This window comes from Pseudomonas sp. BF-RE-22 (assembly GCF_019956155.1).
GTDB lineage: Bacteria > Pseudomonadota > Gammaproteobacteria > Pseudomonadales > Pseudomonadaceae > Aquipseudomonas > Aquipseudomonas migulae.
This window is the reverse complement of the sequence record NZ_JAHBDD010000016.1, coordinates 21,355-46,697: the sequence shown is the minus strand read 5'-3', so window position 1 is coordinate 46,697 and position 25,343 is coordinate 21,355. Positions and strand designations below refer to the sequence as shown.

Here is a 25,343-nt window from a genome sequence, read left to right as displayed (position 1 = left end):
CAAAAAATCGCCGTTTGCGCCATGGGTGCACCGGCGGCCCGACCACCTGTCGCGTAACCCCGTTACGCGCCGGATGCCTGAGTCATGCAGGTGTTTAATGAGTGTTCCATTCACCGCAACGGGAGACGGGTCATGAAAATCGTCGTCATCGGAGGGACTGGACTGATCGGCAGTCAACTGTGCAAAAACCTGCGGGCACTGGGGCATGAAGCGCTGGCAGCGTCACCGAGTACCGGCGTCAACGTCATCAGTGGCGAAGGACTGAAGGAAGCCTTGAAAGGCGCAGACGTGGTGGTGGACGTGGCGAACTCGCCCTCATTCGAGGATCACGCGGCGTTGCATTTTTTCGAAACGGCCGGGAAAAACCTGTTCGCGGCGGAGAAAATCGACGGCGTCAAACACCATGTTGCACTGTCGGTGGTCGGCACCGAGCGCATGCTCGAAAGTGGTTACTTCCGGGCGAAAATGGCTCAGGAAAAACTCATCAAACACTCGGGCATTCCCTACACGATCCTGCGCGCCACGCAGTTCTTCGAGTTCATCGGTGCCATTGCCTACTCGGGTCGCGAGGACGGCAACACCATCCACCTGACCCCTGCCGCACTGCAACCGATTGCCTCGCTCGATGTCGCCACGGCGCTGACCGATATCGCCTTGAAAGCGCCAGACAACCAGACCCTGGAAGTCGCCGGGCCGGATCGCAGGCCAATCGTTGAATTCGTGAGCCAGTATCTGCAGCACATCAAAGACCCGCGCGAGGTTGTCCCGGATGACACGGTTCCTTACTTCGGTGCGCCCATCAACGATCAGTCACTGACGCCAGGAGCGAATCCGATCGTGGGCGCGACACGTTTTGAACATTGGCTGAAGAGCACATTGGCGTCCAATTGACGCTTATCGATGTTGCCCGGGCCGGCGGCCGGTTCGACTCGCCTGGCGAAGTCGAACCGGTCGTGCGGTGCATCACTCGGTGACGACGTTCAACGTCACGTCGATGTTGCCGCGGGTGGCTTTGGAGTACGGGCAGATCTCGTGGGCGCCATGCGCCAGTTTCGTTGCAACCTCGTTCGACAGGCCCGGTACGCGCAGGGTCAATCGCCCCTGGATGAAGTACGCCTGGCCGGTCTGGCCCAAATCAACTTCGATGTCTACCGCCGTGTCGGCCGGCAGTGTCACGTTCAGCTCCTTGGCCACCAGGCCGACGGCGGCGCTATAGCAGGCCGACCAGGCGCCGGAGAACAATTGCTCGGCGGTCGGGTGCGGCAGAATGTTCGAAAACTGGTGCGCCGGTTTTGCGCTGCCGGGCGAGGACAGCACGATGTCGAGGTTGCCGTTGTGGCCGCGCGACGTGTTGCCGGCTGCGCTAGGGGTGGTGTGGGTTTTGCCGGTGGCCAGGACTTTTTCGATCTTGCTCATGATGAATGCTCTCAATTGGGGATTTGTTTTTCGCGTGCGCTTTTATCGCACGCGATGCTTTGACAATAATTAAACGGTGAGGACGTTCAGTGCCACATCAATATTGCCGCGTGTTGCTTTCGAGTATGGGCAGATCTGATCAGCGGTGTGCGCCAGCGTGGTGGCGATGTCGTGTGGCAGGCCAGGTACGCGCAGGGTCAAACGCGCCTGAAGGAAGTAGGCCGGGCCGGTTTGCCCCAGATCGACTTCGATATCGACGGAAAAGTCCGCTGGCAGTACCACGTTCAAATCATTGGCCACCAGACCGACGGCAGCGGTGTAGCACGCCGACCATGCACCGGCGAACAGTTGCTCGGCAGCCGGGTGCGGCTGGGTGCCGGCAAACACATGAGCAGGTTTGGCGCTGCCGGGTGTCGACAGGGTGATGTCGAGGCTGCCGTTGTGGCCGCCGGATGTATTGCCGGCAGTGCTGGCGGTGGTGTGGGTTTTGCCGGTAGCCAGGACTTTTTCGATCTTGCTCATGGGGTGAATCCTCGATGTTGCGATAGGTTTGATTTAGTGTCGCATTCGATTGTGTCGCATGCGATGGATGAATATTCACGCAGATGCCGGTGGGTGTCAATAGGTGGTTAGCGAGTTCTGCGACGAGCGGTATAAGCCATCAGGCCGCCATCGCCAGCAAGCCGGCTCCTACAATGTCCGCGTGCAAACCCGATCCTTGTAGGAGCCGGCTTGCTGGCGATAGCGATCTCAAGATCAACGCAACTTCCAGCCAAAAAAAATGGGCCACCCTGCAACGGATGACCCATCTCTCAAACCCCAAATGTTTACGCCGCCCCACTCCCCTGCCGCTGCCACGCCCGCGTCAACAAACCGATGACCTCGGCATCCGCAGTCTGGGAAAAATCCACGTACCAATGCCCGATCGACATGAACCAATCAGCAGTGATCGGGCACACCAACTCGTCCACCTCACCGCGCAGCGCCTCCGCAGTCTCAACCGGCGCCACCGGCACCGCGACGACAACGCTCGCCGGCGCCTGTGCGCGCACCGCGTGAATCGCCGCCCTCATCGAAGCGCCCGTCGCCAGGCCATCGTCAATCAGAATCACCACCTGATCCTTGAGCTGCACCGGCGCACGCGTTCCGCGATACACCTGCTCACGCCGCAGCAGTTCGCGGGTTTCCCGTGCGACCACGGCAGCGAACGTTGCCTGATCAATCGGGTGTGCCCGCAGCGTATGCTCATTGAGGATTTGAATACCGCCGCTGGCAATCGCGCCCATCGCCAGCTCCTGATGGGTCGGAACGCCCAGTTTGCGCACCAGCATCAGGTCGAGGCGAACGTCCAGCGCGGTCGCCACTTCATACGCCACCGGCACACCGCCACGGGGCAAGGCGAGGACGATGACATCGGGGCGATGCGCGTACTTGAGCAACGGCGCCACCAGCCGCCGACCGGCATCGGCGCGGTCTTGCAGAATGGTTGTCGATGAAGGACTCATGTGGAAAACCTCCCCAGGCGATCACGCCTGTCGGTTTACATCACCGTCACTCTGGATTGTCAGTCCGAAGGTGGACGACAGCAAGCCCGCCGGCCTACACCGACGACTCGACTTTCTGGAGTAACTTTTAACGCAAAAAAAAAAGAGCCACCCTGTTACGGGTGGCCCTCTTTTTAAAACCGGAGGTGTCCGGAAAGTTCAGCGAACGTTACAACTTAGCAAGCACTCGCAACAGCCCGCTGCGGCACCACATCGTCGTTCTGTTTTATCACTCGTTGAGTCAATGCCAGCATTGCCAGGAAACCCAGAGCAATCAACAGCGGATACGCCATCAACAGTTCAGAGAGTGAATACTTCCAGGCCAACGGGCGTCCGACGCCCAGCAGGGCCGCATACATCCAGGACACCGCCGACAGCGAGCCGCAGAACAGCGCCAGCATCCGAGCGCTAAACTCGAGCTTGAGCAGCGATCCGGCCTTTTGCATGGCCGGCAACACCAGACGATGCAACAAGATGCCGTTGTACGTCAGCAACATGACAATGATCACTTTGGCTTGAAGTTTCGGGTTCATGAAGTACTCGACTCCCTTCTCCAGGTAATCAATACCCACAATTGCAATACCGGTGACCCACAAAGCAATCAATGCAACAACGACAGACGTCTGGAGACTTTCCAGATGCGCATTATCGTGCTCCGACAACACCTTGCCCTTCAACAAGTTCTTAACCATGGCTACATCACTGGTCAACACCAAACCAATGGCAACACAACAGGCGACCAAGTGAGCATAAACAACACCCAACCGCACAAATTCCATACACTCTTTGTTTTCGACCAGACTCATAATTGTATTTATAGACACGGTACTTCTCCAACTGATTATACAGTGCGAATCATTAGTTCAGCGGGGCTCTAATCGAGTTACAGGCCCTACGAGATCCGACTGATAAAAGACAAGCCAAATCAGTGATTTGGCGCGGCTGAACCGATTAATTTGCCCGGCAAATCAAGTTCGGCTATTTGTTGGCTCCTGAATTTCAGGTAAAAAAATCCTCATTTGCATTCAATGCATATGAGGTTCGGGATCCACTTCTCTTTCTGCAGCTGCAGGGGCAGGTCATGGCGACGTGCTGAAGTATCAGAGGGCATTAAAGCAAAAATGTTCATTTTTCGCGCAAACCACCGACAAACGGTTAGTTCAGCAGAAGCAACTCACCTCATTGGATAATTTCCAACTTCCCTGAAAGCCACGTGATAACTGGCCTGGTAAATTACTTGAGGTCTTAGATTCTTCCATTGGATCCATTAGTTGTTACCTCACTAACGAAATCTGCAATAGAGACCAACTCGCATTCGGTGCCCCTCCAACTAAAACAGTCATACTTATTAGGGCCAGGATTGAAATAAAGGATCCAATCTACACCAAGCGTTCAATCTTCTGATGTTGCCACACTAGTTTGTAATACAGCGTTTGCAACATCAGCATCCCCAAATACGCCACCGGAAACGCCATCCACACACCCTGCAACCCGAACTGCCCGTCCAGCACATACGCCATCGGCAACTGCACGCCAAGCACGCACACAATCGAAATCGCCATCGGCACCAACACCGTGCCGCTGGCCCGCATGATCCCGCCGACAATCGCCTGAAAGCCAAACACCAACAGGCTCCAGAGCATGATGTGCAACAAGTGCTCGGCCTTAGCCTGAGTCAAATCGTCCGTCAGAAACAACCCCAGCAACCAGTGCGACAACAGGTAACCCAACATCACCAACCCACCGGTCAGGCACACATTGATCAACAACCCCGTGCGCAGAATCGGCCCCATCCGCTCAATGCGCCCTGCCCCAATCGCCTGCGCCCCGAGAATCGACGCCGTGATCGCAATCGACAACGCCGGAAACTGCACATAATTGACGATCTGCGTCACCGCCCCATACGCTGCCGTCGCCTGCGAACCGTGCTGATTCACCAACGCCAGAATCACCAACTCCGACACCGACAACACCACCATCTGCAACCCGGTCGGCAAGCCAATGCGCAACACCTTGCCGAGAATCACCCGATCCAGGCGCATCGCCGCAAACATCTCCCGATCCGGCGCCAACGGATGCCCCCGCCGAATCAACCGCCACGCCAGCCACCCCATCGCCGACAAATTCCCCACCAACCCCGCATACGCCGCACTCTGAATCCCCAACATCGGCAACCCGAACCAACCGCGAATCAACGCCGGCGTCAACGCCAGGCCGATACACGTCGACACCACCAATGCGATCAGCGGCGACACCGTATCGCTCACCCCCCGCAGCAGTTGGGTGAACAGGACGTAGACCAACAGCGACGGCATGATCCACATCATCACGTGGGCATAGGACACGGCGTCGTCCAGCACGTCAGCCGGAGTGCCCAAGCCTTGCAAGGCTGGCCTTGCGAATACGCTGCCCAGCACCGCAGCTGTCAGGCCGATGATTGCGCCCAGCAGCAACGTGGTAGCGGCGATGGTTTTCACCAGATGCGGTTCCCGTGCACCCCAGGCTTGGCCGATGAGCACGCTCGCACCTGCGCCGAGGCCGATGACCAGGGCGATGAAGAAGAACACGATGGGGAGCATGCCGGAGACGGCGGCCAGGGCTTGGGTGCCGAGCATTTGGCCGATGTAGATGCTGTTGATGGTGCCCGACATGGATTGGAGGAAATTGGAGAGGACCATGGGGGTGAGGAAAAGGAGGTAGGTTTTCCAGAGGGGGTGTTGGGTGGTGGGGGTTTGCATTGGGGTGGAGGTCCGTCTCGACTGCGGAGTTGGGATTCTAGAGGATAGCGTTAGCTGGGATGAACAATGTTGAATGAATGGTTTGGCGCTGTTTTCGATCCATTCAGCGACGCTGATTATTGGTCCTAGGACGGCATAAAAATTCCTACACAAACCTCGGAATCCGTCACCTTCCCCGCTGTTCTGATGAAGCATATAGTCGGTCCCGTCGCCCACAATGGCGACTCGGGTTTGGCGACCTGATCGATCGAGATTTTAAAGTGCTTTTTCTTTTACTTTGCCTTGATCGGAGTTTTACCTATGGAAAGATACATGCCCCTCACCGGAATCGACCTGATTCCAGCCTCCCTGCTCATCGACACCCAAGCCCCACTCGACGTTCTGCAAGCTGCGGCTGATTACCGAATTCGGACGGTCACTCAGGTGCTGGAAAACATCGCCTTTCGCGCGGAGCTTGGTTGCGACACGGTGGTGTTGAAGGATTTTTCTCAGTTGTTGGCCATTCCGTTGCGGGATGGTTGTGATTTGATGGATGTGATCGGTCGGCGATTGCGGGCGCAGACGAAGGAGTGAATGAAAACGGGCGCTAAGGCGCCCGTTTTTTGTTCATAGATGGGAGGATCCACACCTTCGTTTTCTGTGATATACCATGTCAGCTTTCGCCCAGTAGCATGCCGCCTTCGGCTAAAACTGAACCTCGAGCCAAAAAATATTTTTGGACAGAGAGTAGAAATTAGATACGAGCACAACATTCGACCGATTCAATGCGACAAAATGCTGATACGTCGTCTTAGAGTCGCGGAGCGGCTAGGAGAATATGATTTTCAGCATCAATTGCTTTGGTTTGATTGACATGGCATTAAGGTGCCATCATATTGCAGTTTTTGAAGTGAAGACAAGGAAAGCAAATGGATATTGTATCCAGCATTCTCCACAAAGTTCATAAAGACGCCAAACAAACCAAGGTCGTTACGATAACTCCGCGGAAAACTTTATTTGACACCAAAGATCAGGCCGTCATTGATATGCTGGGCGGTGCAGTCAGTGCATTTCGCAAGACAAGCTCGAAAGGCTACGCAATTTTTCAACAGAGTATAATTGCATACCCTCTTTCTGATCAGATTGATAAATACTTAACTAAAGCTTGCGACTTCATGGCACTATCTATATCCGCAATGGATATCTTAAAAGCGCAAATGACTAAAGAAGCGCTTGCTACTGGCGGGTATATTTTGTTTTGTCATTACAAAATAAACCAAGCAGATTTTTTGCTAATAATGCAACTCAAAATAAAACCCGGCACAGGTATAGACGAGGTCACTCTCGACGTTAAGGAAAATATAAACTTAGATATCGAGCATCTGCATGAGGCGGCTAGAATCAATGTTGCTAAATGGCGAACGGCTGATGGCAAGTATATTTCTTTTGTAAAGAAGGCAAGTAACTCGCAGCCAACCAAGTATTTTAGAGACTTTATAGGTTGCGATGAATTTGAGGATGCCAAAGCGCAAACTAACGAGCTAGTACTAGCGGTGGAGAGTTACTGTGACAGCCTAAAACTAACTCTGGAACAAGCAAACGAAATCAAGGAAAAAGTCTTTTTCTACTGTGAAGAAAAGAAAAAAGAAGGTCAACCTATTTCATTAGCCGCACTTGCCACCAGAATAAACGAAAAGGATCCGACAGCATTTATCACATATATAGACGATAACCTGCTGTCTGTGCCCGACTCTTTTGATCCGATTAAGGATGCGTACAAACATCTGAAGAGAGTCGGAGGCAAAGATAAAGACCTAACAATAAACTTCAATAGATCCTTGTTAGGTAAACGCGTGGTTTATGACAAGATCAAAGGTGAACTATTAATTAAACAGCTACCTCAAGAACTTAAAGACGAACTTGACAGTAACTAAAGATGACTCAAGATGAATGGCTTGCCGCGTGCGTCAAACTTACCGAGACAATGGACACTCCAACCCTCGTCGACGGGAGCCTAGTCGGAGATTTTCAGCTGACCGATGAACTGCGTGCAATCCTTAAAAGTCTTGAGCTTTCAAATCACTTTCTTGATCGCACTAAAGTGTTCAGTCGATCTGACGGTGACAGGGTTCATATTTCGGTAGATGTGCCTAGATCTACAAATGCATTTTATGCTGAAGACTGGACAGACCTATTAACTACAGGAAGCTTTTCTTGGGATCCACCCAAGGAATATTTCATTCTAAAAGGTAGTTCTCAGGCCAATAGGGAAAATTACGCAAAAATTATCAGAGCTGCGCGCGTACTCGAAATTGCTGCTGACTATGTAGATCCTGATGCTTCTAGTCGTAAGCTGATATATTTAGGCAAGAAAAAACTAGAAATATTCATTGTATATTCAGACTTAAATCCCTCTTTAAATGAGGAGGACATCAAAGGACTAGAACTATTCCTTGAAGATGCTGACAAGCACAAGAATCAACGCCATTCAATTATAAAGGCAAGCCTCCAAGAAAGTGTCGGAGGAGGTGCAGCTAATGAAATGTTTGAACTACTTCTTAAAAAATTCTCAGAGTTTGCACGCTCAGTTGAACACGGATATGCTCTTTATGTTAGCGAGTTCTCTTATGAGAAAATTCTTGAGGATGCAACCAAAGCCAAGTTAGATTTTCATATCAGGATCAACAAACTTATTTCTGAGATGCAGAATCAATTGCTGGCAATCCCTGCTGCATTTATTTTTGTTGGAACTCAGTTTAAAAGCGGCACTGGATTTGATATTTCAAAGTTAAGCCTGATATTTGGTGTATTGATATTTGGTGTATTAATGGATATTTTGATACGAAACCAGAAAGACTCCATGAGCGCAATTCAGCATGAGATCGAAGCAGAAGTAACCAAACACATAAAAATCAGCGCAAAAATTAGACCACAGATCGAAGAAATATTTTCCTCACTAGTTCATCGAAGTAAAAAATTCAAACAAAAAATGTTTATCATTGAACTTTCAGTTTCGATAATTATTGCTTTCACAATGATTTTAACCCTTGGGGGATTTTGATAGCAAATTCATTGCTCCTCCACAGCTAAATTGGAGTATCGCAATCGGCTTCCAGCAACACTACAACAAGAATGAACTTACAACAGTAAATCCTACGTTATTTTAAGAGCTTATAAAAATATTATGAATAGTGCATTCACCTCACTGCTTAACGAAAAAATTGAAGTTTTTATACACTCATTCGCTATCGCTTCGCGCAGGACATTCGCAGACGAAGAAACCGGAAAACTTATTCACGCGGGGGAGTTCGGGACCTATCGAGAAGCTATATTACGTGACTTTCTAAAACTATGCATACCTGTTCGGCTAGACAGCGGAAGCGGATTTTTAATCAGCTCCGAAGGATCAATTTCCACACAAATTGATATTGTTATATATGACAAGTCTGCGACTCCTAGAGTTGAATCCATAGAGCATCAACGCTTCTTCCCTGTTGAAGGCGTATGCGCAATAGGCGAGGTTAAAAGTAAGCTATCAAAATCCGAACTAAAAAAAGCATTGAATAAATTGGCAAACGCGAAATCAATGCTGGACGAACTATCTACTACAAGGCCTATTTATAGAGATCCAATGCTGAGTCAGATTCCGTTCAGCAGGGAACGCAACGAGTATGATCGCCCAATTTCATTTCTGATCTGTGAAAAATTCGACTTTAACACTGACAATTTGCATACTGAAATTTCGAGCTTTTACGAGCCGGATATAAAAACTCATCACAAACACAACATGATACTTAGTGTATCTGATGGACTACTATTGTATGTAGACGAGAACAACAGACCCTGGCTGTATCCCACTCAACAAGAACGGCCGATTAAAAATAGGTTTGTTGTACCACATTCAAATCCATTAACACACTTCCACCTCTTTTGCTCGTATATGAGCCACGGAGTCGGCAGCGCGACAACTATCGCCCCAGAGATGGTTAAGTACATCCCCCAAACCGACACAGTTTATAACTACGACAACTGAAATAATTCAAATATTTTTCAATACCAAAAATTCTAAGCTAAACAAGTTCAGTTAATGCGAAAGGCCAGAGCACACTTGATGAACTTTGATTACCACAGCATCGAATACATACTGTCAGCCTCGGCCGAATGGACTCGCTCGATGACCTGACACTTGGCAAAAGCTCCATAAATTGCGTGTTTGCCTCGAGGCTTGGGTATGCCGAGTTGAACAAGGAGTTTAGTGCTTTATGCGACTAAGCCGCAGCGCCCGCCCATGCAATAAAATATGTACAGGACAGATCTATCGCCCCCCCGGGACGTTTGATCGTTTCGGTAACATGGCGTAAAGCAGTCCTAAGACCACCATAAAATCTCCTACACAAACCTCGGAGTCCCTAACCTTGCCCATCGTTCGCTCCTTTTGTTTGACCATAGACCCGATGGAAGGACAAACCTGCAAAATAATGGCATAATGCCTTCTTTTTTCGCAGGTGTGAAATGAACCAGGAAATTGCATCACTAATTTCAAAGATACTTGCATTTTCGCCACTCGCTATTCTCTTTACATTCCCGGTTCTCAGCGCGGCGTCCAATGACAAAGATGCTAAGTTCTACAACTTTTTTTATTATCTTAATCCTCGCCGCGGACTAGCATCTCAGTGGCCTTTGAGATTCTGGCTCACAACAATTCTAATCTATTTTATTTCTACAGGCTTCGTTTGCTGGAACGGCTACATCCTCGACTACACACCGGAAGGATTTGCAACCTTCGTTAACATAAGCACATTCCCCCTTGCCATTTTTTCACTAACAATCCCGGTAGGCGTGTTTATCAGTAGATTGCATAGCACCCTACAAACTGCAGCACAAATAGAAGCCGCCGATTCTAAAAACAGACTCGATTCATTTCTTGCGCAACGAAAAGGTATAGTTGAGTACATCGACTCAATTGGAAAAATAGAACTGGCACCAAACATAATTAAAACGTTAAAAGTCAACCAGGCGTTTCACTCAATACTGTTCTGCAACTCAACTCACGAAAAAGGTGCAAATGAAACAGACGAGGGCGCAATTGAAACGGTAACAGTAAAACTAAAAAAAGCTCTATTTCACCTATCATTCCTAATGCCCACCACTCATACACTTCAAACAAGAAGGCAACAAAATTCAAATCATGCTCCACAGTTTCACTATCTACATCTAATTTCAATCACAAAGAAATTGTGCGAGCATCTTATGGTGCTTGATTACGCCATAAGCTCCGAGAAAAAGAAGAAATCCATTAATGTTACGACCACAGATACACAAGGTATCAGCCAAGTTAAAAAAATTGAGATTCTAGGTAATAGCTACTACGAAATCATCGCAATTCTAAATTACTGCTGCACGATAACCTACTATGCCGCGACATCAGAACATAGGGAAGAGTACAGTATTAAGTTAAGCGAAATCTCCAGCCTTTATAACGAAATTCGCTCACTTAGTTTCGACACCTCTATCAATTCCACCAATGACGTAATATCTAAATTTTCTCAGCCTCCCGGAATTTATATTCGGGGAGCCACCCCGAAGGAATTGGCAGAATTATTTAGGTGAAGCATGGCAACTTTGAGAGCGCTTGCACCGGCGATATAAAACAATGAAACGAGTGCTTATTAAGAACTAAAAATAGAACAAAACACGGACAGACTTATTATCAAAATAATCCGTCCCCTTTCTATGAGAGGGGACACTTCCACTTCTAAAAATACTCACCCACAACGGACTCCATTCGCCAATCTGCTTTTCCTTTCTACGCCTCGCCAGATCGGTTCGCAGCATCAAACCGCACCCGCGCAGCACGAAAACCCTCCGCATTCTCCAGCAGCCAACTCCACAACGGCACCATCCGAGCCAAAAAGCTAAGCCCCAGCGGCGTCAGCTCATAATCAACCCTCGGCGGCACCTCGCCGTGATCGAAACGCACAATCAACCCATCACGTTCCAGTTGCCGCAAACTGCGGGTCAGCATGCGTTGCGTAACACCTTCCAAGCGCCTTCCGATTTCGGCGTGACGCAACTTCCCCGCGCCCCCCAGGGTATGAACGATACCCAGCGACCAGCGATTGCCCGCATGGGTCAGCACTTCGCGCTTGAGTCCGTCGTCCTCGGCGCTAAGCGCATCGCACGCGGCTTGGGACTCGCGGATCACTTCTTCTTCACTCATTTCGTCATGCAGTATCACGCGTGTGCCTTCTTTTGAACGTTCGCCAAGGGTGACAGGATAGAAAAACAATCGTTGCCGATCATTCATTGGGAGTTGTCGATGCACCCGCTCAACCCTGCAAAAACCGAAAACATTCTGGTATTAGGTGCCGGTGAGCTCGGCATGGCCGTACTCCGCGAGCTGGCCGCTCGGCCGGAGGTCCGCGTCACGGTGATGCTGCGACCGTCGGCCATCGATACCACGTCGGCGCACAAACGCCAAACGCTCGAAGAACTGGACACGTTGGGTATCGAGGTGCTGCCGGGCGATGTGGTGAACGACTCCATAGACCAGCTCGCCGAGCGGTTTAGCGGTTTCGATACGCTGGTCAGTTGTCTCGGTTTCGTCGCCGGTAGTGGTACGCAAGTCAAACTCGCCCGCGCTGCGTTGCAGTCGGAAGTGAAACGTTATGTGCCGTGGCAGTTCGGCGTGGATTACGACGTGATTGGTCGAGGCAGCCCGCAAGATTTGTTTGATGAGCAACTGGATGTACGCGACTTGCTGCGCGCTCAATCGCGGGTGCAATGGCTGATTATTTCTACCGGCATGTTCACCAGTTTCCTGTTCGAGCCTGCGTTCGGCGTTGTCGATCTGGCGCAGAACATCGTACGCGCCCTGGGCAGTTGGAACACCACCGTGACGGTCACCACGCCGGAGGACATTGGCCGGCTGACCGCCGTTATCCTGTTCGATCCGGTGCTGGTGAATCAGGTTGTCTACGTGACCGGTGACACCCTCACCTACGGGCAATTGGCCGACACCGTCGACCGCTTGCTGAACCGCACGGTCGAGCGTGTCGAATGGACAGTGCCCTCGCTCATGGCCGACCTGGCCGCTGCAGCCGATGATCCGACGCGCAAGTACCGGGCGGTGTTTGCCGAGGGCAAAGGTGTCGCTTGGGACAAGGCGCAGAGTTACAACGCCGAACGGCAAATCAAAACCACCACCGTTGCAGAGTGGATCGAGCAGCACTTGCTTTGATCGCGCTGCTTTTCTGGATGCAGCGAAGGAGTAAATAAATACGGATTCTTGATGTGCGCAGTGCTGATGTAGGAGCGAGCAAGCTCGCTCCTACAGTTTGTTCATCTGTAATTGCGGTCTGTGACGTCGGTCGTTCCCGTCACTGACCAATAGGCTTCTGACTCCCAGCGAACGGCGATGGTGTGCCAGTGCTTGACGGATTTAAGTACGTTCGCAGCCTCAATATCGTTGGCGTCTAACGGTCGCCATCCGAGCCCTCGTCGAAATCCCCCCGCAAGCCGAACAGCTATTGGGTATTTGTTTAAGAGACTCGTCTGAGCGTCAGCGAGGGAAATCGAATTTGCGCCTCCCTCTGACGTTGGATTGGCTAACTGGACGGCGTCGTCTTCCCAGCCACAAAGGGGGCAGATATCGTACAAGCCGTACTCGCATTCCAAGGTTACGAAACCGCAGCAAGGGCATGGTAGATCACGCATACGACACCACCTCATTTAATGCTCTACCGGTACCGGTCAAGTGCCATTTTACTCAGGTCGGAGATTGTAAGAGCTACTTACCGACGGTCAAGGTCCGCTCTGGGGCCTGTTTCTTCCAAACGCTCGATATCGTCCTCGCCTAAGTAGCTGCCGGACTGTAAATCGATGACTTCGAGCGGGATGTTGCCGGGGTTGGACAGACGATGCACTGGTTTGCGGAACGGAATTGCCCGCGCAGGTGTCGTTAGTATTAGACGCCTTTGTGTCGAAATCCCGTTCAGATAAAGAGGTAGTTTTCATGAACAATATCATTTACATCGTTGGGGCCGTGGTGATCGTCCTGGTTATCCTGTCGTTTGTCGGCCTGGTTTAGCCTGCAAACAGAAACCCAATCCGGGGCGACGGTATGGCTCGATCTGAACGCTATCCGCTCGAGCGTAACGCCAAAGCCTGGTGCCCCCAAAGCATCCAGGCTTTTCGGCAAGTGAAGTTACTTCGACGCCTTACGAGGATCATCCTGGCTATCAACATACTCAAGGCCCAGCGGACCCGTTCCGTAAACTTGTGAAATGTACTCTCCTGATTTAGCCCAGTGAAAATGTGGCGTATTGGCCGGAAGTATCACTACGCTGCCTGGTCCATAAGCAACCAGCTTGGCCGGATCGAAAACAGTACCGAAGCCGATATAGAAAACACCGGACATGACGGTATAGATACGATCCTCAGGATGCGTATGGGGCATTAATTTTGTGCCATTCGGCACTTTGACTCTGACAACGTAGGGTGCTGGTTTACTCGGGTCGCCGGCCAGCACAGCCAGTTTCACTTCTTTCGGGAAAGCCGGAAAGCTACGCCATTCAATGTCTTCACTATGTAAAGCACCGACCTTATCCAGTGGCAATGGTTGTGCCTGGACGAACGACATTGTGGCGCTGGTGACAATAAGTGCAGCCAGACAAGCAGTTTTCATAATGTTCTTAATCATGAAAGGCACCTTGATTACGCAGTAAAAAAATTGATGTCGTCACCTGTGCCGCTAGTAAATTCGGTGGGCAATTCGAGGCGAGTCGCGTGCGGCTTACTGTATTTGTCACTGGTGGCAATGAGAATGGCGTTGTCGCGCATTACAGTTGATACGCAATGTAATCAATGCGCTGTCACGTTCCGGCTGCCGGGGCTGCACCCCATCATCACACTCACCAGAGGTAGGCCGCTCGCCCTATCAATGCCGTCAATGGTCACCATCACGTCAATGAAGTTCTCTTAAAAAATCCGCGGCGTAACATCTGCTCCATACCAACCAACAACACCCCGGAGCACACGATCATGAAACGCCAAACCATTCTCAGCATCGCTTTCTCGGTATTTGCAGTTAACGCTTTCGCCGCTACCTCGACTCACCCGGTTGTCGCTGAAGGCGGCTCGGATCGTCTGATTGAAAGTCGTGTGGCTGAAGGTGGTTCGGATCGTTTGATCGAGAATCGTGTGGCTGAAGGTGGTTCGGATCGTTTGATCGAGAATCGTGTGGCCGAAGGTGGCTCGGATCGTTTGATCGAAAACCGTGTTGCTGAAGGTGGCTCCGACCGCCTGATCGAAAACCGCGTTGCCGAAGGTGGCTCGGATCGCCTGATCGAAAACCGCGTTGCTGAAGGTGGCTCGGATCGTTTGATCGAAAACCGTGTTGCTGAAGGTGGCTCCAACCGCCTGATCGAAAACCGCGTTGCCGAAGGTGGCTCGGATCGCCTGATCGAAAACCGCGTTGCTGAAGGTGGCTCCGACCGCCTGATCGAAAGCCGCGCTGTATAAACAAATCGCGTCACCGCAATACCCAAAAAGCCCGGCCTGATCAGCCGGGCTTTTTCGTGCGGGCGCAAAACACAGTCAGTCACACAGGTCTGCAACCCAAAAACCACCACACAAAACTCATGGCGAAAAATATCTTAGCTACTACCCTTAGCCTGAGGCATTGAGGCTACCTGCTTTCACCTTTCCGACATTGATCCAGTCGTTTCAAACCTGCCTGGCCACATGGAGGCCGCGCGATGAGCATCCCGTTGTTTTTCGCGATGTCAGCCGTACTGTTTCTGAGCAGCCCTGCCCTTCACGCGCAGCCAGTGGAGGCGGCCGCAAACGCTGCCGAGCCGGCGCCCGTCGCGGCGGCGGTCAAAGACGCGGTGTTTACCGAAGAGCAGTTGGATCAAATGTTGGCGCCCATTGCACTTTACCCGGACCCGTTGCTGGCTCAGGTGCTGATGGCCACCACTTACCCTGGGGAAGTCACCGAGGCGGTGACCTGGTCCAAGGCGCACCCCGATGCCAAGGGTGATGATGCGGTCAAACAGGTGGCTAGCCAGCCGTGGGATCCGAGCGTGCAGGCGTTGGTGGCCTTTCCGCAGGTCCTTGCAACGCTGGGACAGGATCCCGTTTGGGTACAGCGCCTGGGTGATGCATTCCTGGCGCAGCCCGACGATGTCATGGAGGGTGTGCAACGCTTGCGTCATCAGGCGCAAGCAGCCGGCAACCTGCAGAGCAACCAGTATCAGAATGTGACGGTTCAGGCCGCGGCGCCACCCGCGCCCGCACCAGCCCCCTCAGCGCCAGCGCCGGCTCAGCTCCCTGCCAACAACACCACCATTATCATTGAGCCCTCCGATCCGCAGGTGGTGTACGTCCCTACCTACAACCCGACAACAACCTACGGCACTTGGGCCTACCCGGCTTCACCGCCTGTTTACTACCCTCCGCCGCCCGCCTATTACCCCGGTTCGGCATTGATGGCCGGGCTGGCATTTGGGACCGGCGTCGCGATCGTCGCGTCCTTGTGGGGTGAATGTGACTGGGGCAATAACGATGTCGACATCGACATCGACCGCTACAACAACATCAACCGTAATAACCAGATCACCAATAACAATTGGCAGCACAACTCCATTCATCGCGATGGCGTGCCCTATCGCGACAACAGGAGCCGCCAGCAGTACGGCCGCCAACTGGATGGTGCCAACCAGCGTGATGCCTATCGCGGGGACAATGCCCAGCGCGCCCAGGCCCGTGAAAAAGCCCGAAGCTCCATGGACAGGCACGGTATCGAGCGACCTGCGACCAGTAACCGCGAAGCCCGTGATCGAGCGAGTGCCGCCCAGACTGCGGGCCTCAATCGCAAGCAAGCCGGTACAGACAGACCGAAGGTGGCTGACAGGAGCCAAGCCGCAGACAGACCGAAGGCAGCTGACAGGGGCCAAGGCACAGCCCGAAACACTCGCGAGAGTCAGCAGCCCAGAAGACAGACCGCCGACGCCAATCAGCGTGCCCAGACGCGCCAAACGGCGCCACAACGGGCGCCACAACGACCCGCCGCCAGTCAGGGCGGCGCCCGCAACAACGCATTCGCCGGAGCGCGCGCACCGTCCCAAACCAGCGCGCAGGTCAATCGTGGACGGGCCAGCCAGGCATCCGCGCAACGTCCCAGTGCGGCGCGATCAGCTGGCCATCAGGTCAGTCGGCCATCCAGTCCGCCTGCGCGTCAAAGGGGGGGGGGCCGTCGTTGAAACACTATCCTCGAATGAATACGCTCATGGGCCTGCCCGCTCAGGCCTTGGTGATCGCTGCCGGCTTGGCATGGTCGTGCGTTGTCACGGCACAGCAGGTATTTCCCACGCCAGAAAAAGCCGCTCAAGCGTTCGTTGACGCTTTGGGCACGGAACACGCCGATCAGGCACGCCTGACAGAGTTGCTGGGCACTGAATGGCGCAGTTTCATCCCGCGCGAAGGCGTGGAACGCAGTGATGTGGATGCGTTCATCAAGCAATACCACGAGCAACATGCCATTGAAAAAGCCAGCGACCGCAAGGCGATCCTGTCGGTGGGCAATGACCACTGGACATTGCCGATCCCCATGACAAAAGTGGAGAAAGGTTGGCGCTTTGACATTAAGGCCGGCAGCGCAGAAATCCGTGTCCGTCGTATTGGCCGCAACGAACTGGCCGCGTTGCAATCGGCGCTGACGTACCACGACGCCCAGATGGACTATGCGTCAGAGGACCGTGACGGTGACGGCGCCCTTGAGTATGCGCAGAAATTTTTCAGCACCGCCGGCAAGCACGACGGGCTCTATTGGCAGGACGACGACAGCGGTCAGATCAGCCCTCTGGGCCCCTTGTTCGGCCAACGCATTGCCGACGAAGACTGGCACGGTTATCACTTTCGCATCCTTGAAGGCCAGGGCCCTTCGGCACCGGGTGGCGCCTACAGCTACCTTATCGGTGACAAGATGAGTCGCGGTTTTGCACTGATCGCCTGGCCGACGAAATATAAAGACACCGGGGTGATGAGTTTCATGATCAGTCATGAAGGCCAAGTGTTCGAGAAAGACTTGGGACCTGACGGTTACAAACTGGCGCAGTCGATGAAACGGTTTGATCCAGACGACAGTTGGAAGGAGGTGGAAGATCAGAAGCAGTAGTATTTATCCGCCCCGCCGGCCCGTTACCGGGTAGTACGTTTTAATCCCCCGGGACCTTTGAGGGCGCCCATAGAAAAACGGGACAGACGACAATTCTCATCTAATCGTGGCCTGTCCCTTTTTTACTAAACCGAGCGCGGTGCTTCAACGGGAGGGGTGCCGTCGTGAAACATCGTTTTCAGTTGAGCACGCAGTTCCGGTGAATCGGTGTGATTGTGAACACTCACCGCATGCTGTGCGGCAGCCTCGAGCAGTTCGTTTTCAGAGTCTGCGCAGAGCGCGACCGAGCATTTGGTATCGCTTGGAAACTCGCGGCAGTCGATGTATTTACGCGCCATGATCCTCTCCTCTCGATGAAGGCAGGTCGTGACCTGCATGAAAGATCACTCGACGTAGGTCGCATCGAGTGTGCTGACGTTTGAAGTATAGGCCCGCCACAAGACGCAGTTTCCTATGAAGCACTTCGAGCCCGCTGCACACGGCGCATTACAGCCCGATAAACTTGAATAACCACACCCCTCCCATCCCGACCGCCAGTGTCAGGACTGTATTGCGAGTCTGCCAGGCGACCCAGGCCGCGATAATGGCGGCGGGTATCTGCGGATTGTTCAACACGAACTCACTCTGTCCGTTGGGGTACACCACCGCGGGCAACACAAGAGCCGCCAGCACACTCGCCGGTACGTAAAGCAAGGCCCGACTCAGCAATGCCGGGATGCGCAGCCGGCCATACAGTTCGACAAAGGAAAGGCGCATGGCGAAGGTCCCCAGGCCGACCGCCAGGAACATCCCCCACAAGGCTAAATCATTCATGGTGTCTCCCTCTCGACGTCATGGACCCGCGCCTCGCTCAATGGGCGCTTGCGAACCGTCTCGATCAACAGTCCCGCCATGACCCCGCCGATGGAAGCGGTGACCAGCCCAAGGTTGTAGGGCATGTTGATCGCCAACACCGCGAGTATCCCTCCGACCACCGCGGCACCCAGGCTCGCCGCGTTACGTATGCCGGGCACCAGAAGCGCCAGAAAGGAAAGCGGTATGGCAAAGCTCAACGACCAGGTTTCGGGGATGCTCGCGCCCAGGTAGACGCCCGCCAATACCGACAATTGCCAGGACAGCCACATCGCCACGGCGGTGCCTGCATAGTAGTGATGTGCGAATGCCCCCAGCTCGCCTGAAGAAAGCTTGAGACTGCACAGCGCGTAGGACTGGTCAGAAAGCATGTAGGACAAAGGCCACGTCCAGCGCTTGGGCAAGTGGTGCATGTAAGGCGCCAGTGACGCGCTGTACATGATGAAGCGCAAGTTGATGACCAGCGCAGTGACGACAATCGCCAGCGGCATAACCCCCGTATGCAGCAGTTGCAGTGCAACCATCTGCGCGGAACCTGAGTAGAACAGCAGCGTCATGCCCATGGTCGTGCCGGGCGACATGCCCATGTTGATCGCCATGACCCCCGTCAGCAGGCCGAAAGGAACGACACCGGGGCTCAATGGAATGAGCGCCCGGACACCTTGCATGAACGCTTCCGTTGCTGTTCGGTACGGCATTTCGACTCCTTGGTCTGGTGTTCGCGCTGGCGGTTCGATGGGCCGTGACGCCAGCCATTCCGCTGCGCGATACAGGGTAAGCTGGGGCCATTGCGCGTCATCTGCTCAGATCTTTGCCTGGCCCATGGTCCGCAGCCCATCGTGCGGTAGAGTGTGGACCCGGAGCCCGATGGGCAGAACCGACTTTTTTTTCGAGAAAACAGGTAGTTTTTGTTATGGCTAAAAGCTCACAGCCTGATCAGGCCCTGCTCTCAATGCCGTCCTTCAAGGCCATGAGATCCTTCGTGGCCGCTGCCAAATATCGGAACTTCACCCGGGCCGCCGAGGCATTGTGTGTTACCCAGGCGGCGATCAGCCGTCAGATTCGCGAGCTGGAACTCTATTTGGGCACCGAGTTGTTCACGCGCACCGGGAGGGAAGTCAGGCTGACAGCCTCGGGCACAGCGCTCTTCGATGCTGCGCAGCTGTCCCTGCTCAACATCTTTCAAGCAACCGAAAGAATCCGTCGGGAAAAAAGCGACAAGCGCACCCTGACACTTTGCTGCTCGCCCGCCTTATCAGCGCTTTGGCTATCCCACAGGCTCAAAGACTTCTTCAGCGCCAATCCCGATGTCGACCTGAATGTCATCACCACCCAGCATTTTCTGGTGATGGAGCCCGGAATCATTCCAGACATTTTCATCACCCAGACCAGTGATCTGCGCCCCGGCTATCTGCGAATCCCCTTGTTTCACGAAGTCGTCTATCCCGTGTGCACGCCTGGTTATCTGGAAGCGCATCCAGAACTGAGCACCCTGGAGGGCATGCGCAACAGCGTGCTGCTGGACCTCAACCCTTATGGCCGTTCCCAGTTGACGGAACAGGTCGACTGGAATGTGTGGTTCGCTTTCCAGTCCCATGACCTGAAGATCCCGGCCTCGGAAAATCCGCACTACTTCAGCAGCAACGACTACAGCCTTCTGGTGCAAATGGCGCTGGACAATCAAGGTGTCGCCCTGGGTTGGGATCATCTGGTGAGGCATCTGGTACAGCAGGGGCGCCTGGTTCGGCCAGTGACGGAAGAGCTGACGCTCAGGGAGGCGGTTCAGTATTTGATGATTAATGAGAAGAAGGCGGATGATCCTGCGTGCGGGCGTTTGAAGGACTGGCTGGTTGCTCAGTTCAAGTGAGTGATTTGCGAAGATGGCAGCTGAAAAGCAGCTCCTGAAAAACACCCGACGATGAAACACCCGCTGAGCGATTCAGCCACCAGCGTCCATGTGGGAGACGTTCGATGATTTCTTCTCGGGAACGGTAAAACTCACTGTCGTACCGGTGAGGATCTTGTGCGTCGGGTCGGCCACTTCCAGAAGAACCTTGTGAGCACCGGGCGTCAGTCCAACCAGGATAATCGGGCCGTCACTGGTATGCGCCCACGTACCTTTCCAGTCATCGACCGTCACATGGAGGTGGCTGAGACGAGGTGAGACTTCACCCGCTGCCTTGCCAAATACCGGCATGATCCTGGCGTGCTCTGTTCGATACTGGATGATGACAACACCACGGGCCAGCGGCTCGGCAAGCGGTGGATAGGCAATGAGTTTTGGCAGCGCTTCGGATTCCAGCGGGAGTATTGCCGGTGGGTGATCGGTATCTGCTTCTGCTTCTCCTTCACCGAATGCAGCCATGCAAAAAAAGCCGCCCAAGGCCAGGACAAACAGATTTCTGAGCGCGACGGACATGGCGTTTTACTCCCGCATGATGTTACTCAAGGCTAGTCCATTGCAGAGAATGCATTGCAGGGCTGACGGGGCGTCTTTTGCCGCTCACTTCAGGAAGGCAAATACCGCGCAACTCTCTCATCCAGTAGCTTGATCAGCGCCGGCTCCATGTACTGAAAAATATCCGGTATGTCCAAACAAACGACGCGTTTGTCCGCCAGTTCCGAACCAAATCGAGCCATCAGTTTGTTGCGATGAATGGGTTCCATGACAACGATCAGATCAGCCCACTGCAGCAGTTCCAGGCTGACCGGAACATACGCATCGTTGCTGATGCCCGCCGACGCGGTTTTCACGCCGGGCCAGTCAGCAAAATGCCGTTCGGCCGTGGGGCTGCGCAGGCGGTTTTGGCTGCAGATGAAAAGTACGTTCAACATCGTATGACTCCCGACAGTTAACGCGCCTGAGACTCAGGCGAATTACCGGGTCACTGCCGCACTCCGGGTGCCCGCGAACGCACTCGTGCCAAGCCAGCGCCACAGGCTTTTCGCGTCTTGTACGGCGCCATCCACACGCAGCTCTCGCGACTGAAGAACGTCCCCCGGCGTGCGGTCGCCCGTCCACACCTCGGTCAATGCGCGCACGCTGGAGTCCACGACGAGGGTCAGTTCGCGGCCAGGGTCGTCGCGGCACAGGTCGGCTACACCCTCTTCAACCACGAGCCACCACGCTTGCTCGCCTGGCCGTGCGTCGCGGAACGTGAAGTGGATGACCACCGGTCGCGGCGGGAACGTTTCGATGCGCACGAACCGGCGCACGTCCCACATCAGCAAGCCCGCGTCGAGTTCGTCATCGCGCAGGCGGCTGCCGATCCAGCGTGCGCCCCAATGACCCAGCGCCATGATGATGGGGCGCAACTCCTTGCCCGCCTCGGTCAGGCTGTACTCCCAGACTTTGCCCGTGGCCGTGCGGTGCACGACGCCGATTTCTTCCAGATGGCGCAGCCGCTGTGTCAGCAGGTTGGTGGACATCCGGGGGACGCCGCGGTGCAGTTCGTTGAAGCGCTTGCTGCCGCACAACAACTCGCGCACAACCAAAGGTGTCCAGCGCTCACACAGTGCTTCGGCACCGCGTGCGACCGTGCAGAACTGACCGTAGCTTTCGTCCATTGCCTGGGCTCCGCAATTACAACGCTTCAGATTCTGAACTAGCCCCGCCGCTTCGCCACGCGCACGCTCAAGCCTTCGAAGCCAAGAACCAAAGGTGAACGCCATGACCAAGGTTGCCATTATTCAGCGCCCGCCCGTGCTGCTCGATCGCGGCGCGACGATCGCCCGGGCCGTGCAATCGGTCGCCGAAGCTGCGGCGGCGGGAGCTTCGCTGATCGTTTTGCCCGAATCGTTCATTCCAGGTTACCCGTCGTGGATCTGGCGGCTGGCGGCGGGAAAGGACGGGGCTGTCATGGGCCAGTTGCACACGCGACTGCTGGCCAACGCCGTTGATATTACGAACGGTGACCTGAGCCCTTTGTGCGAGGCCGCGAGGGCTCACGCCGTGACGATCGTGTGCGGCATCAATGAATGCGACCGGTGCAATGGCGGCGGCACGCTCTATAACAGCGTAGTCGTTATCGGCGCGAACGGCGCAGTGCTCAACCGACACCGCAAGCTGATGCCAACGAATCCCGAGCGCATGGTGCATGGCTTTGGTGATGCCTGCGGCCTGCGTACGGTCGAGACACCGGTCGGTCGCGTGGGGGCGCTCATCTGCTGGGAAAACTACATGCCGCTGGCACGTTATTCACTCTATGCTCAAGGAGTGGAAATCTACGTCGCCCCCACGTACGACACGGGCGATGGCTGGATCAGCACGATGCGTCACATTGCACTCGAAGGACGCTGTTGGGTGCTCGGCAGTGGCACCGCACTGCGCGGCAGCGACATCCCCGAAGACTTTCCGGCGCGTGCGCAACTGTTTCCCGATCCGCAGGAATGGATCAACGACGGCGACTCGGTGGTGGTCAATCCGCAAGGCCGGATCGTCGCCGGTCCATTGCACCGGGAGGCCGGCATTTTGTATGCGGACATCGACGTCGCACAGGTGGCGCCAGCGCGGCGAGCGCTGGACGTCACCGGGCATTACGCGCGCCCTGACATTTTCGAATTGCAGGTGCGGCGCACACCGGCGACTGCAGTGCGCTATATCGACGGGTGAAGGCAAACCATTGACGGGAGTTATGCAATGAACAGTGAACGGTCTTACAAGGGCAGTTGTTTTTGCGGCGCAGTCGAGCTCACGGTCAGTGGCGAGCCGGTCGGGATGGGTTATTGCCATTGCGAGTCGTGTCGGCATTGGTCAGCAGGACCGGTCAACGCCTTCACGCTGTGGAAACCCGAGGCGGTGCAGGTAACTCGCGGGGCTGACAACATCGGCACCTACAACAAGACACCGCAGAGTTACCGCAAGTGGTGCAAGACGTGTGGCGGGCATCTCTTCACTGAACACCCGGGCATGGGGCTCGTCGACGTGTATGCCGCGATCATTCCGGATCTCGCGTACTCGCCAGGCGTTCACGTGCACTATCAGGAGAGCGTGCTGCGCATGAAGGATGGGTTGCCCAAGCTGAAGGATGTTCCCAACGAACTGGGAGGATCGGGTATCAGCGTGGACGAATAGCGCTGACACCGGAGTAAAAAAAACGGGCGCCTTGTCGGGCGCCCGTCTTGTTCAGGGTTGCGTGCTGCGAGTGACGCTGATCAGTGCGATTTCTTTGAAATCGACGTCCCGGCTTTGCTCAACCCTTTCGCGTTGTGGTCCCCGGGTGTCGAGGCCGAGATTGCGGAGGCTTTGGCCACGCCGCGAGTGTCTTTGGAATGGGCGATGCCAGACGTCGTTGTGCCATGACCGCGCTCACCATTGCGGTCACTGCCGTAGTGGTTTCCGCTTTCGCCACGGTCGCGAACAGCCCTTCCGGCATGATCGCTGCTCAGTCCATTGCCATGGCCGTTGCTGTTGGCGTTGCCGTGATCGGAACCGCCGTGACCGCCACCTGTGCCGCCGCCGTGGCCACCGCCATTACCGCCGCCATTACCACCACCGTTTCCGCCGCCGTTGCCGCCGCCGTTACCACCACCACCGCCATTACCGCCTCCGTTGCCGTCCTTCGCATAGGCGGAGTTCATGACAGAGAGGTCAGCAGGGAGTAATGGGGCGGCTGCAAGCATGAGGGCGCATGACATGACAGCAACGAAACTCTTGTTTTTTAAAAGCATGATTGCTTCCATAAGGTGGTTGATATCGCATGCATTAGGACGCAATTGCCCGGCGACAGTTCAACTCCTGCGACGGACGGAGTGCGGTGCGCTCACCACCTGGTAAAAGCACCGCAACCGCAGGGTTCAAATATCAGTCAAAGGCCCCGTTGAGGACTTCATAGATGATCCCGGTTGCCAGTGCGACCAGTATCAAATCGGTGCCTGCTTGCTGCCATTCGTATCCATCATAATGCGGCAACCTGCCAATCAGGCGTCCATCCAGCTTTTTCGCAATGCCGGGTGGAAGCGGCTTTCCTCGTGCGAGGTTTTTCTGAATTCCGGGTGGCAACGCAGGGCCGGGACTCCAGTAGTCCCTGTATTCGCCAACGATCCCGAGAATGCTTCCCTGATTGATACTGGGGCCATGACTCCAATCGCCGCCTCCGGCGTTTTTGCCTTTGCCGCCTTGATTGCCATGGACTTGATTGTTTTGCGCTTTTCCCTGGCCCTTTCCATTACCAGGATCAGCCAATGCGGTCGCTGAGCCGCAAACCAGCGCAAGGCATGTAATCGCGGCAACCAATGAGCGTGATCTGTGCATGAGTCGTTCCCTCAGAGTGGCGGGTTGTCTCTCTGAAATTTAGACGCTATTGACGATGTGAGTTCCAGTTCCGCTTATTTATGGCCCCACCCGATGCATCTACGCCTTGTCAGCAGCCCGTTTTGTCTGCGCTTGTGTGCTGCGGATTTTGGTAACTCGTAGCACACTAGCCAAGTGTCAATGCAGAGCGCCAAGTAGCCAGGCGTTTTCAGGAGGTGAACAATGAGCAAACAACCTCAACCCCGCAGCCGCTCCAACCCTCAGCCCAGATCCCGCCCGGTGGTGCCCAACCTGCCCGGCAAAACCGGCAACAAGTCCGGGGGCTTGCGTGGCAACTACCCGTCGAAGAAGTCGTAGTGGAAAGCGATCAACAGCGAACATAA

The 25,343-nt window shown here is 54.4% G+C and carries 30 protein-coding genes and 1 pseudogene; 14 read left to right on the top strand and 17 right to left on the bottom strand.

What is annotated here, in order from left to right; translation table 11 throughout:
- The first annotated feature begins 132 nt into the window (after positions 1-132).
- A complete protein-coding gene (locus KGA82_RS10835) occupies positions 133-891 on the top strand; it encodes an SDR family oxidoreductase (RefSeq protein ID WP_223450322.1) in 759 nt (252 codons plus the stop codon).
- 72 nt (positions 892-963) lie between these two features.
- On the opposite strand, the gene KGA82_RS10830 is transcribed toward KGA82_RS10835, so the two are convergent.
- The 5 genes from KGA82_RS10830 to KGA82_RS10810 all read right to left on the bottom strand — a co-directional run bounded on the left by KGA82_RS10830 (position 964) and on the right by KGA82_RS10810 (position 5,698).
- Entirely contained in the window at positions 964-1,416 is a 453-nt protein-coding gene (locus KGA82_RS10830) for an Ohr family peroxiredoxin (RefSeq protein ID WP_008030852.1), read from the bottom strand.
- Positions 1,417-1,485: 69 nt separating this feature from the next.
- On the bottom strand, positions 1,486-1,938 hold the full coding sequence (locus KGA82_RS10825) for an Ohr family peroxiredoxin (protein WP_192417495.1): 453 nt from the start codon (positions 1,936-1,938) through the stop codon (positions 1,486-1,488).
- 305 nt (positions 1,939-2,243) lie between these two features.
- Positions 2,244-2,921 carry a phosphoribosyltransferase gene (locus KGA82_RS10820; RefSeq protein WP_223450321.1) on the bottom strand — a complete coding sequence of 226 codons (678 nt, stop codon included), beginning with the start codon at positions 2,919-2,921 and terminating at the stop codon, positions 2,244-2,246.
- Positions 2,922-3,136: 215 nt separating this feature from the next.
- On the bottom strand, positions 3,137-3,784 hold the full coding sequence (locus KGA82_RS10815) for a hypothetical protein (protein WP_192496256.1): 648 nt from the start codon (positions 3,782-3,784) through the stop codon (positions 3,137-3,139).
- 555 nt (positions 3,785-4,339) lie between these two features.
- Entirely contained in the window at positions 4,340-5,698 is a 1,359-nt protein-coding gene (locus KGA82_RS10810) for an MATE family efflux transporter (RefSeq protein ID WP_223450320.1), read from the bottom strand.
- 300 nt (positions 5,699-5,998) lie between these two features.
- Between KGA82_RS10810 and KGA82_RS10805 the strand changes: the two genes are divergently transcribed.
- The 5 genes from KGA82_RS10805 (at position 5,999) to KGA82_RS10785 (ending at position 11,287) form a co-directional block, all read left to right on the top strand.
- The gene (locus KGA82_RS10805) at positions 5,999-6,271 is read left to right on the top strand and encodes a hypothetical protein (RefSeq protein ID WP_223450319.1); all 273 of its coding nucleotides are present in this window, start codon (positions 5,999-6,001) and stop codon (positions 6,269-6,271) included.
- A 335-nt stretch (positions 6,272-6,606) separates the two neighbouring features.
- On the top strand, positions 6,607-7,611 hold the full coding sequence (locus tag KGA82_RS10800; protein WP_223450318.1) for a nucleoid-associated protein: 1,005 nt from the start codon (positions 6,607-6,609) through the stop codon (positions 7,609-7,611).
- 2 nt (positions 7,612-7,613) lie between these two features.
- Positions 7,614-8,738, top strand: a complete 1,125-nt coding sequence (locus KGA82_RS10795; RefSeq protein WP_223450317.1) for a hypothetical protein — start codon at positions 7,614-7,616, stop codon at positions 8,736-8,738.
- Positions 8,739-8,861: 123 nt separating this feature from the next.
- Positions 8,862-9,710, top strand: a complete 849-nt coding sequence (locus KGA82_RS10790) for a DUF6602 domain-containing protein (RefSeq protein ID WP_223450316.1) — start codon at positions 8,862-8,864, stop codon at positions 9,708-9,710.
- Between the two features lie 479 nt (positions 9,711-10,189).
- Positions 10,190-11,287, top strand: coding sequence for a hypothetical protein (locus KGA82_RS10785; RefSeq protein WP_223450315.1), 1,098 nt, complete (start codon positions 10,190-10,192; stop codon positions 11,285-11,287).
- 196 nt (positions 11,288-11,483) lie between these two features.
- Here KGA82_RS10785 and KGA82_RS10780 read toward each other — a convergent pair whose 3' ends face one another.
- Positions 11,484-11,897 (bottom strand): winged helix-turn-helix transcriptional regulator, encoded by a 414-nt coding sequence (locus KGA82_RS10780; RefSeq protein ID WP_223450345.1) that lies wholly within the window; start codon positions 11,895-11,897, stop codon positions 11,484-11,486.
- Positions 11,898-11,996: 99 nt separating this feature from the next.
- On the opposite strand from KGA82_RS10780, the gene KGA82_RS10775 reads away from it, so the two are divergent.
- Positions 11,997-12,917: an aromatic alcohol reductase gene (locus KGA82_RS10775; RefSeq protein WP_223450314.1), complete on the top strand. Its 921-nt coding sequence runs from the start codon at positions 11,997-11,999 to the stop codon at positions 12,915-12,917.
- A 101-nt stretch (positions 12,918-13,018) separates the two neighbouring features.
- On the opposite strand, the gene KGA82_RS29380 is transcribed toward KGA82_RS10775, so the two are convergent.
- From KGA82_RS29380 to KGA82_RS10760, 3 genes and pseudogenes are all read right to left on the bottom strand, one after another.
- Positions 13,019-13,393, bottom strand: coding sequence for a CPCC family cysteine-rich protein (locus tag KGA82_RS29380; protein WP_192417486.1), 375 nt, complete (start codon positions 13,391-13,393; stop codon positions 13,019-13,021).
- 77 nt (positions 13,394-13,470) lie between these two features.
- Positions 13,471-13,602 (bottom strand): annotated as a pseudogene (locus KGA82_RS10765) (hypothetical protein); the annotation flags it as partial.
- A gap of 281 nt (positions 13,603-13,883) precedes the next feature.
- Positions 13,884-14,378 (bottom strand): cupin domain-containing protein, encoded by a 495-nt coding sequence (locus tag KGA82_RS10760; protein ID WP_223450313.1) that lies wholly within the window; start codon positions 14,376-14,378, stop codon positions 13,884-13,886.
- A gap of 341 nt (positions 14,379-14,719) precedes the next feature.
- Between KGA82_RS10760 and KGA82_RS10755 the strand changes: the two genes are divergently transcribed.
- The 3 genes from KGA82_RS10755 (at position 14,720) to KGA82_RS10745 (ending at position 17,855) form a co-directional block, all read left to right on the top strand.
- Positions 14,720-15,199, top strand: a complete 480-nt coding sequence (locus tag KGA82_RS10755; RefSeq protein ID WP_223450312.1) for a phage infection protein — start codon at positions 14,720-14,722, stop codon at positions 15,197-15,199.
- Positions 15,200-15,435: 236 nt separating this feature from the next.
- Positions 15,436-16,941, top strand: a complete 1,506-nt coding sequence (locus tag KGA82_RS10750) for a DUF3300 domain-containing protein (RefSeq protein WP_223450311.1) — start codon at positions 15,436-15,438, stop codon at positions 16,939-16,941.
- Between the two features lie 26 nt (positions 16,942-16,967).
- Complete coding sequence (locus tag KGA82_RS10745; protein WP_223450310.1) at positions 16,968-17,855, top strand: DUF2950 domain-containing protein; 888 nt, start codon at positions 16,968-16,970, stop codon at positions 17,853-17,855.
- Positions 17,856-17,980: 125 nt separating this feature from the next.
- Here the strand turns inward: KGA82_RS10745 and KGA82_RS10740 are convergent, their stop codons facing one another.
- The 3 genes from KGA82_RS10740 to KGA82_RS10730 form a co-directional block, all read right to left on the bottom strand.
- Complete coding sequence (locus KGA82_RS10740; protein ID WP_223450309.1) at positions 17,981-18,193, bottom strand: DUF1059 domain-containing protein; 213 nt, start codon at positions 18,191-18,193, stop codon at positions 17,981-17,983.
- A gap of 148 nt (positions 18,194-18,341) precedes the next feature.
- A complete protein-coding gene (locus KGA82_RS10735) occupies positions 18,342-18,668 on the bottom strand; it encodes an AzlD domain-containing protein (RefSeq protein WP_008030811.1) in 327 nt (108 codons plus the stop codon).
- The gene (locus KGA82_RS10730; protein WP_223450308.1) at positions 18,665-19,405 is read right to left on the bottom strand and encodes an AzlC family ABC transporter permease; all 741 of its coding nucleotides are present in this window, start codon (positions 19,403-19,405) and stop codon (positions 18,665-18,667) included. The genes KGA82_RS10735 and KGA82_RS10730 overlap by 4 nt, the downstream gene beginning before the upstream one ends.
- A gap of 215 nt (positions 19,406-19,620) precedes the next feature.
- Here KGA82_RS10730 and KGA82_RS10725 point away from each other — a divergent pair, with 215 nt between their 5' ends.
- A complete protein-coding gene (locus KGA82_RS10725) occupies positions 19,621-20,574 on the top strand; it encodes a LysR family transcriptional regulator (RefSeq protein ID WP_008030806.1) in 954 nt (317 codons plus the stop codon).
- 72 nt (positions 20,575-20,646) lie between these two features.
- Here KGA82_RS10725 and KGA82_RS10720 read toward each other — a convergent pair whose 3' ends face one another.
- From KGA82_RS10720 to KGA82_RS10710, 3 genes are all read right to left on the bottom strand, one after another.
- A complete protein-coding gene (locus tag KGA82_RS10720) occupies positions 20,647-21,126 on the bottom strand; it encodes a DUF6130 family protein (protein ID WP_223450307.1) in 480 nt (159 codons plus the stop codon).
- 89 nt (positions 21,127-21,215) lie between these two features.
- The gene (locus KGA82_RS10715; RefSeq protein ID WP_008039559.1) at positions 21,216-21,542 is read right to left on the bottom strand and encodes a low molecular weight protein tyrosine phosphatase family protein; all 327 of its coding nucleotides are present in this window, start codon (positions 21,540-21,542) and stop codon (positions 21,216-21,218) included.
- 42 nt (positions 21,543-21,584) lie between these two features.
- On the bottom strand, positions 21,585-22,274 hold the full coding sequence (locus KGA82_RS10710; RefSeq protein ID WP_008030799.1) for a winged helix-turn-helix transcriptional regulator: 690 nt from the start codon (positions 22,272-22,274) through the stop codon (positions 21,585-21,587).
- A gap of 103 nt (positions 22,275-22,377) precedes the next feature.
- On the opposite strand from KGA82_RS10710, the gene KGA82_RS10705 reads away from it, so the two are divergent.
- Together KGA82_RS10705 and KGA82_RS10700 are read left to right on the top strand one after the other, a co-directional pair.
- Positions 22,378-23,319 (top strand): carbon-nitrogen hydrolase family protein, encoded by a 942-nt coding sequence (locus tag KGA82_RS10705; RefSeq protein ID WP_008039557.1) that lies wholly within the window; start codon positions 22,378-22,380, stop codon positions 23,317-23,319.
- Between the two features lie 27 nt (positions 23,320-23,346).
- Positions 23,347-23,781, top strand: coding sequence for a GFA family protein (locus tag KGA82_RS10700; protein ID WP_008039556.1), 435 nt, complete (start codon positions 23,347-23,349; stop codon positions 23,779-23,781).
- Between the two features lie 80 nt (positions 23,782-23,861).
- On the opposite strand, the gene KGA82_RS10695 is transcribed toward KGA82_RS10700, so the two are convergent.
- A complete protein-coding gene (locus KGA82_RS10695; protein ID WP_008039555.1) occupies positions 23,862-24,377 on the bottom strand; it encodes a hypothetical protein in 516 nt (171 codons plus the stop codon).
- A gap of 133 nt (positions 24,378-24,510) precedes the next feature.
- Complete coding sequence (locus KGA82_RS10690) at positions 24,511-24,960, bottom strand: anti-virulence regulator CigR family protein (protein WP_223450306.1); 450 nt, start codon at positions 24,958-24,960, stop codon at positions 24,511-24,513.
- Positions 24,961-25,182: 222 nt separating this feature from the next.
- Between KGA82_RS10690 and KGA82_RS29325 the strand changes: the two genes are divergently transcribed.
- Positions 25,183-25,317, top strand: coding sequence for a hypothetical protein (locus tag KGA82_RS29325; protein ID WP_263286214.1), 135 nt, complete (start codon positions 25,183-25,185; stop codon positions 25,315-25,317).
- Positions 25,318-25,343 lie beyond the last annotated feature (26 nt).

Coding starts and splice junctions, on each gene's coding strand:
- KGA82_RS10820 (WP_223450321.1), bottom strand. CDS start 2,921: ATGAGTCCTTCATCGACAACCATTCTGCAAGACCGCGCCGATGCCGGT.
- KGA82_RS10830 (WP_008030852.1), bottom strand. CDS start 1,416: ATGAGCAAGATCGAAAAAGTCCTGGCCACCGGCAAAACCCACACCACC.
- KGA82_RS10710 (WP_008030799.1), bottom strand. CDS start 22,274: ATGGACGAAAGCTACGGTCAGTTCTGCACGGTCGCACGCGGTGCCGAA.
- KGA82_RS10795 (WP_223450317.1), top strand. CDS start 7,614: ATGACTCAAGATGAATGGCTTGCCGCGTGCGTCAAACTTACCGAGACA.
- KGA82_RS10720 (WP_223450307.1), bottom strand. CDS start 21,126: ATGTCCGTCGCGCTCAGAAATCTGTTTGTCCTGGCCTTGGGCGGCTTT.
- KGA82_RS10750 (WP_223450311.1), top strand. CDS start 15,436: ATGAGCATCCCGTTGTTTTTCGCGATGTCAGCCGTACTGTTTCTGAGC.
- KGA82_RS29325 (WP_263286214.1), top strand. CDS start 25,183: ATGAGCAAACAACCTCAACCCCGCAGCCGCTCCAACCCTCAGCCCAGA.
- KGA82_RS10755 (WP_223450312.1), top strand. CDS start 14,720: ATGAAACGCCAAACCATTCTCAGCATCGCTTTCTCGGTATTTGCAGTT.
- KGA82_RS10835 (WP_223450322.1), top strand. CDS start 133: ATGAAAATCGTCGTCATCGGAGGGACTGGACTGATCGGCAGTCAACTG.
- KGA82_RS10735 (WP_008030811.1), bottom strand. CDS start 18,668: ATGAATGATTTAGCCTTGTGGGGGATGTTCCTGGCGGTCGGCCTGGGG.
- KGA82_RS10805 (WP_223450319.1), top strand. CDS start 5,999: ATGGAAAGATACATGCCCCTCACCGGAATCGACCTGATTCCAGCCTCC.
- KGA82_RS10690 (WP_223450306.1), bottom strand. CDS start 24,960: ATGCACAGATCACGCTCATTGGTTGCCGCGATTACATGCCTTGCGCTG.
- KGA82_RS10785 (WP_223450315.1), top strand. CDS start 10,190: ATGAACCAGGAAATTGCATCACTAATTTCAAAGATACTTGCATTTTCG.
- KGA82_RS10810 (WP_223450320.1), bottom strand. CDS start 5,698: ATGCAAACCCCCACCACCCAACACCCCCTCTGGAAAACCTACCTCCTT.
- KGA82_RS10715 (WP_008039559.1), bottom strand. CDS start 21,542: ATGTTGAACGTACTTTTCATCTGCAGCCAAAACCGCCTGCGCAGCCCC.
- KGA82_RS10745 (WP_223450310.1), top strand. CDS start 16,968: ATGGGCCTGCCCGCTCAGGCCTTGGTGATCGCTGCCGGCTTGGCATGG.
- KGA82_RS10825 (WP_192417495.1), bottom strand. CDS start 1,938: ATGAGCAAGATCGAAAAAGTCCTGGCTACCGGCAAAACCCACACCACC.
- KGA82_RS10760 (WP_223450313.1), bottom strand. CDS start 14,378: ATGATTAAGAACATTATGAAAACTGCTTGTCTGGCTGCACTTATTGTC.
- KGA82_RS10725 (WP_008030806.1), top strand. CDS start 19,621: ATGGCTAAAAGCTCACAGCCTGATCAGGCCCTGCTCTCAATGCCGTCC.
- KGA82_RS10775 (WP_223450314.1), top strand. CDS start 11,997: ATGCACCCGCTCAACCCTGCAAAAACCGAAAACATTCTGGTATTAGGT.
- KGA82_RS10700 (WP_008039556.1), top strand. CDS start 23,347: ATGAACAGTGAACGGTCTTACAAGGGCAGTTGTTTTTGCGGCGCAGTC.
- KGA82_RS10695 (WP_008039555.1), bottom strand. CDS start 24,377: ATGCTTTTAAAAAACAAGAGTTTCGTTGCTGTCATGTCATGCGCCCTC.
- KGA82_RS10780 (WP_223450345.1), bottom strand. CDS start 11,897: ATGAGTGAAGAAGAAGTGATCCGCGAGTCCCAAGCCGCGTGCGATGCG.
- KGA82_RS10790 (WP_223450316.1), top strand. CDS start 8,862: ATGAATAGTGCATTCACCTCACTGCTTAACGAAAAAATTGAAGTTTTT.
- KGA82_RS10730 (WP_223450308.1), bottom strand. CDS start 19,405: ATGCCGTACCGAACAGCAACGGAAGCGTTCATGCAAGGTGTCCGGGCG.
- KGA82_RS29380 (WP_192417486.1), bottom strand. CDS start 13,393: ATGCGTGATCTACCATGCCCTTGCTGCGGTTTCGTAACCTTGGAATGC.
- KGA82_RS10740 (WP_223450309.1), bottom strand. CDS start 18,193: ATGGCGCGTAAATACATCGACTGCCGCGAGTTTCCAAGCGATACCAAA.
- KGA82_RS10705 (WP_008039557.1), top strand. CDS start 22,378: ATGACCAAGGTTGCCATTATTCAGCGCCCGCCCGTGCTGCTCGATCGC.
- KGA82_RS10800 (WP_223450318.1), top strand. CDS start 6,607: ATGGATATTGTATCCAGCATTCTCCACAAAGTTCATAAAGACGCCAAA.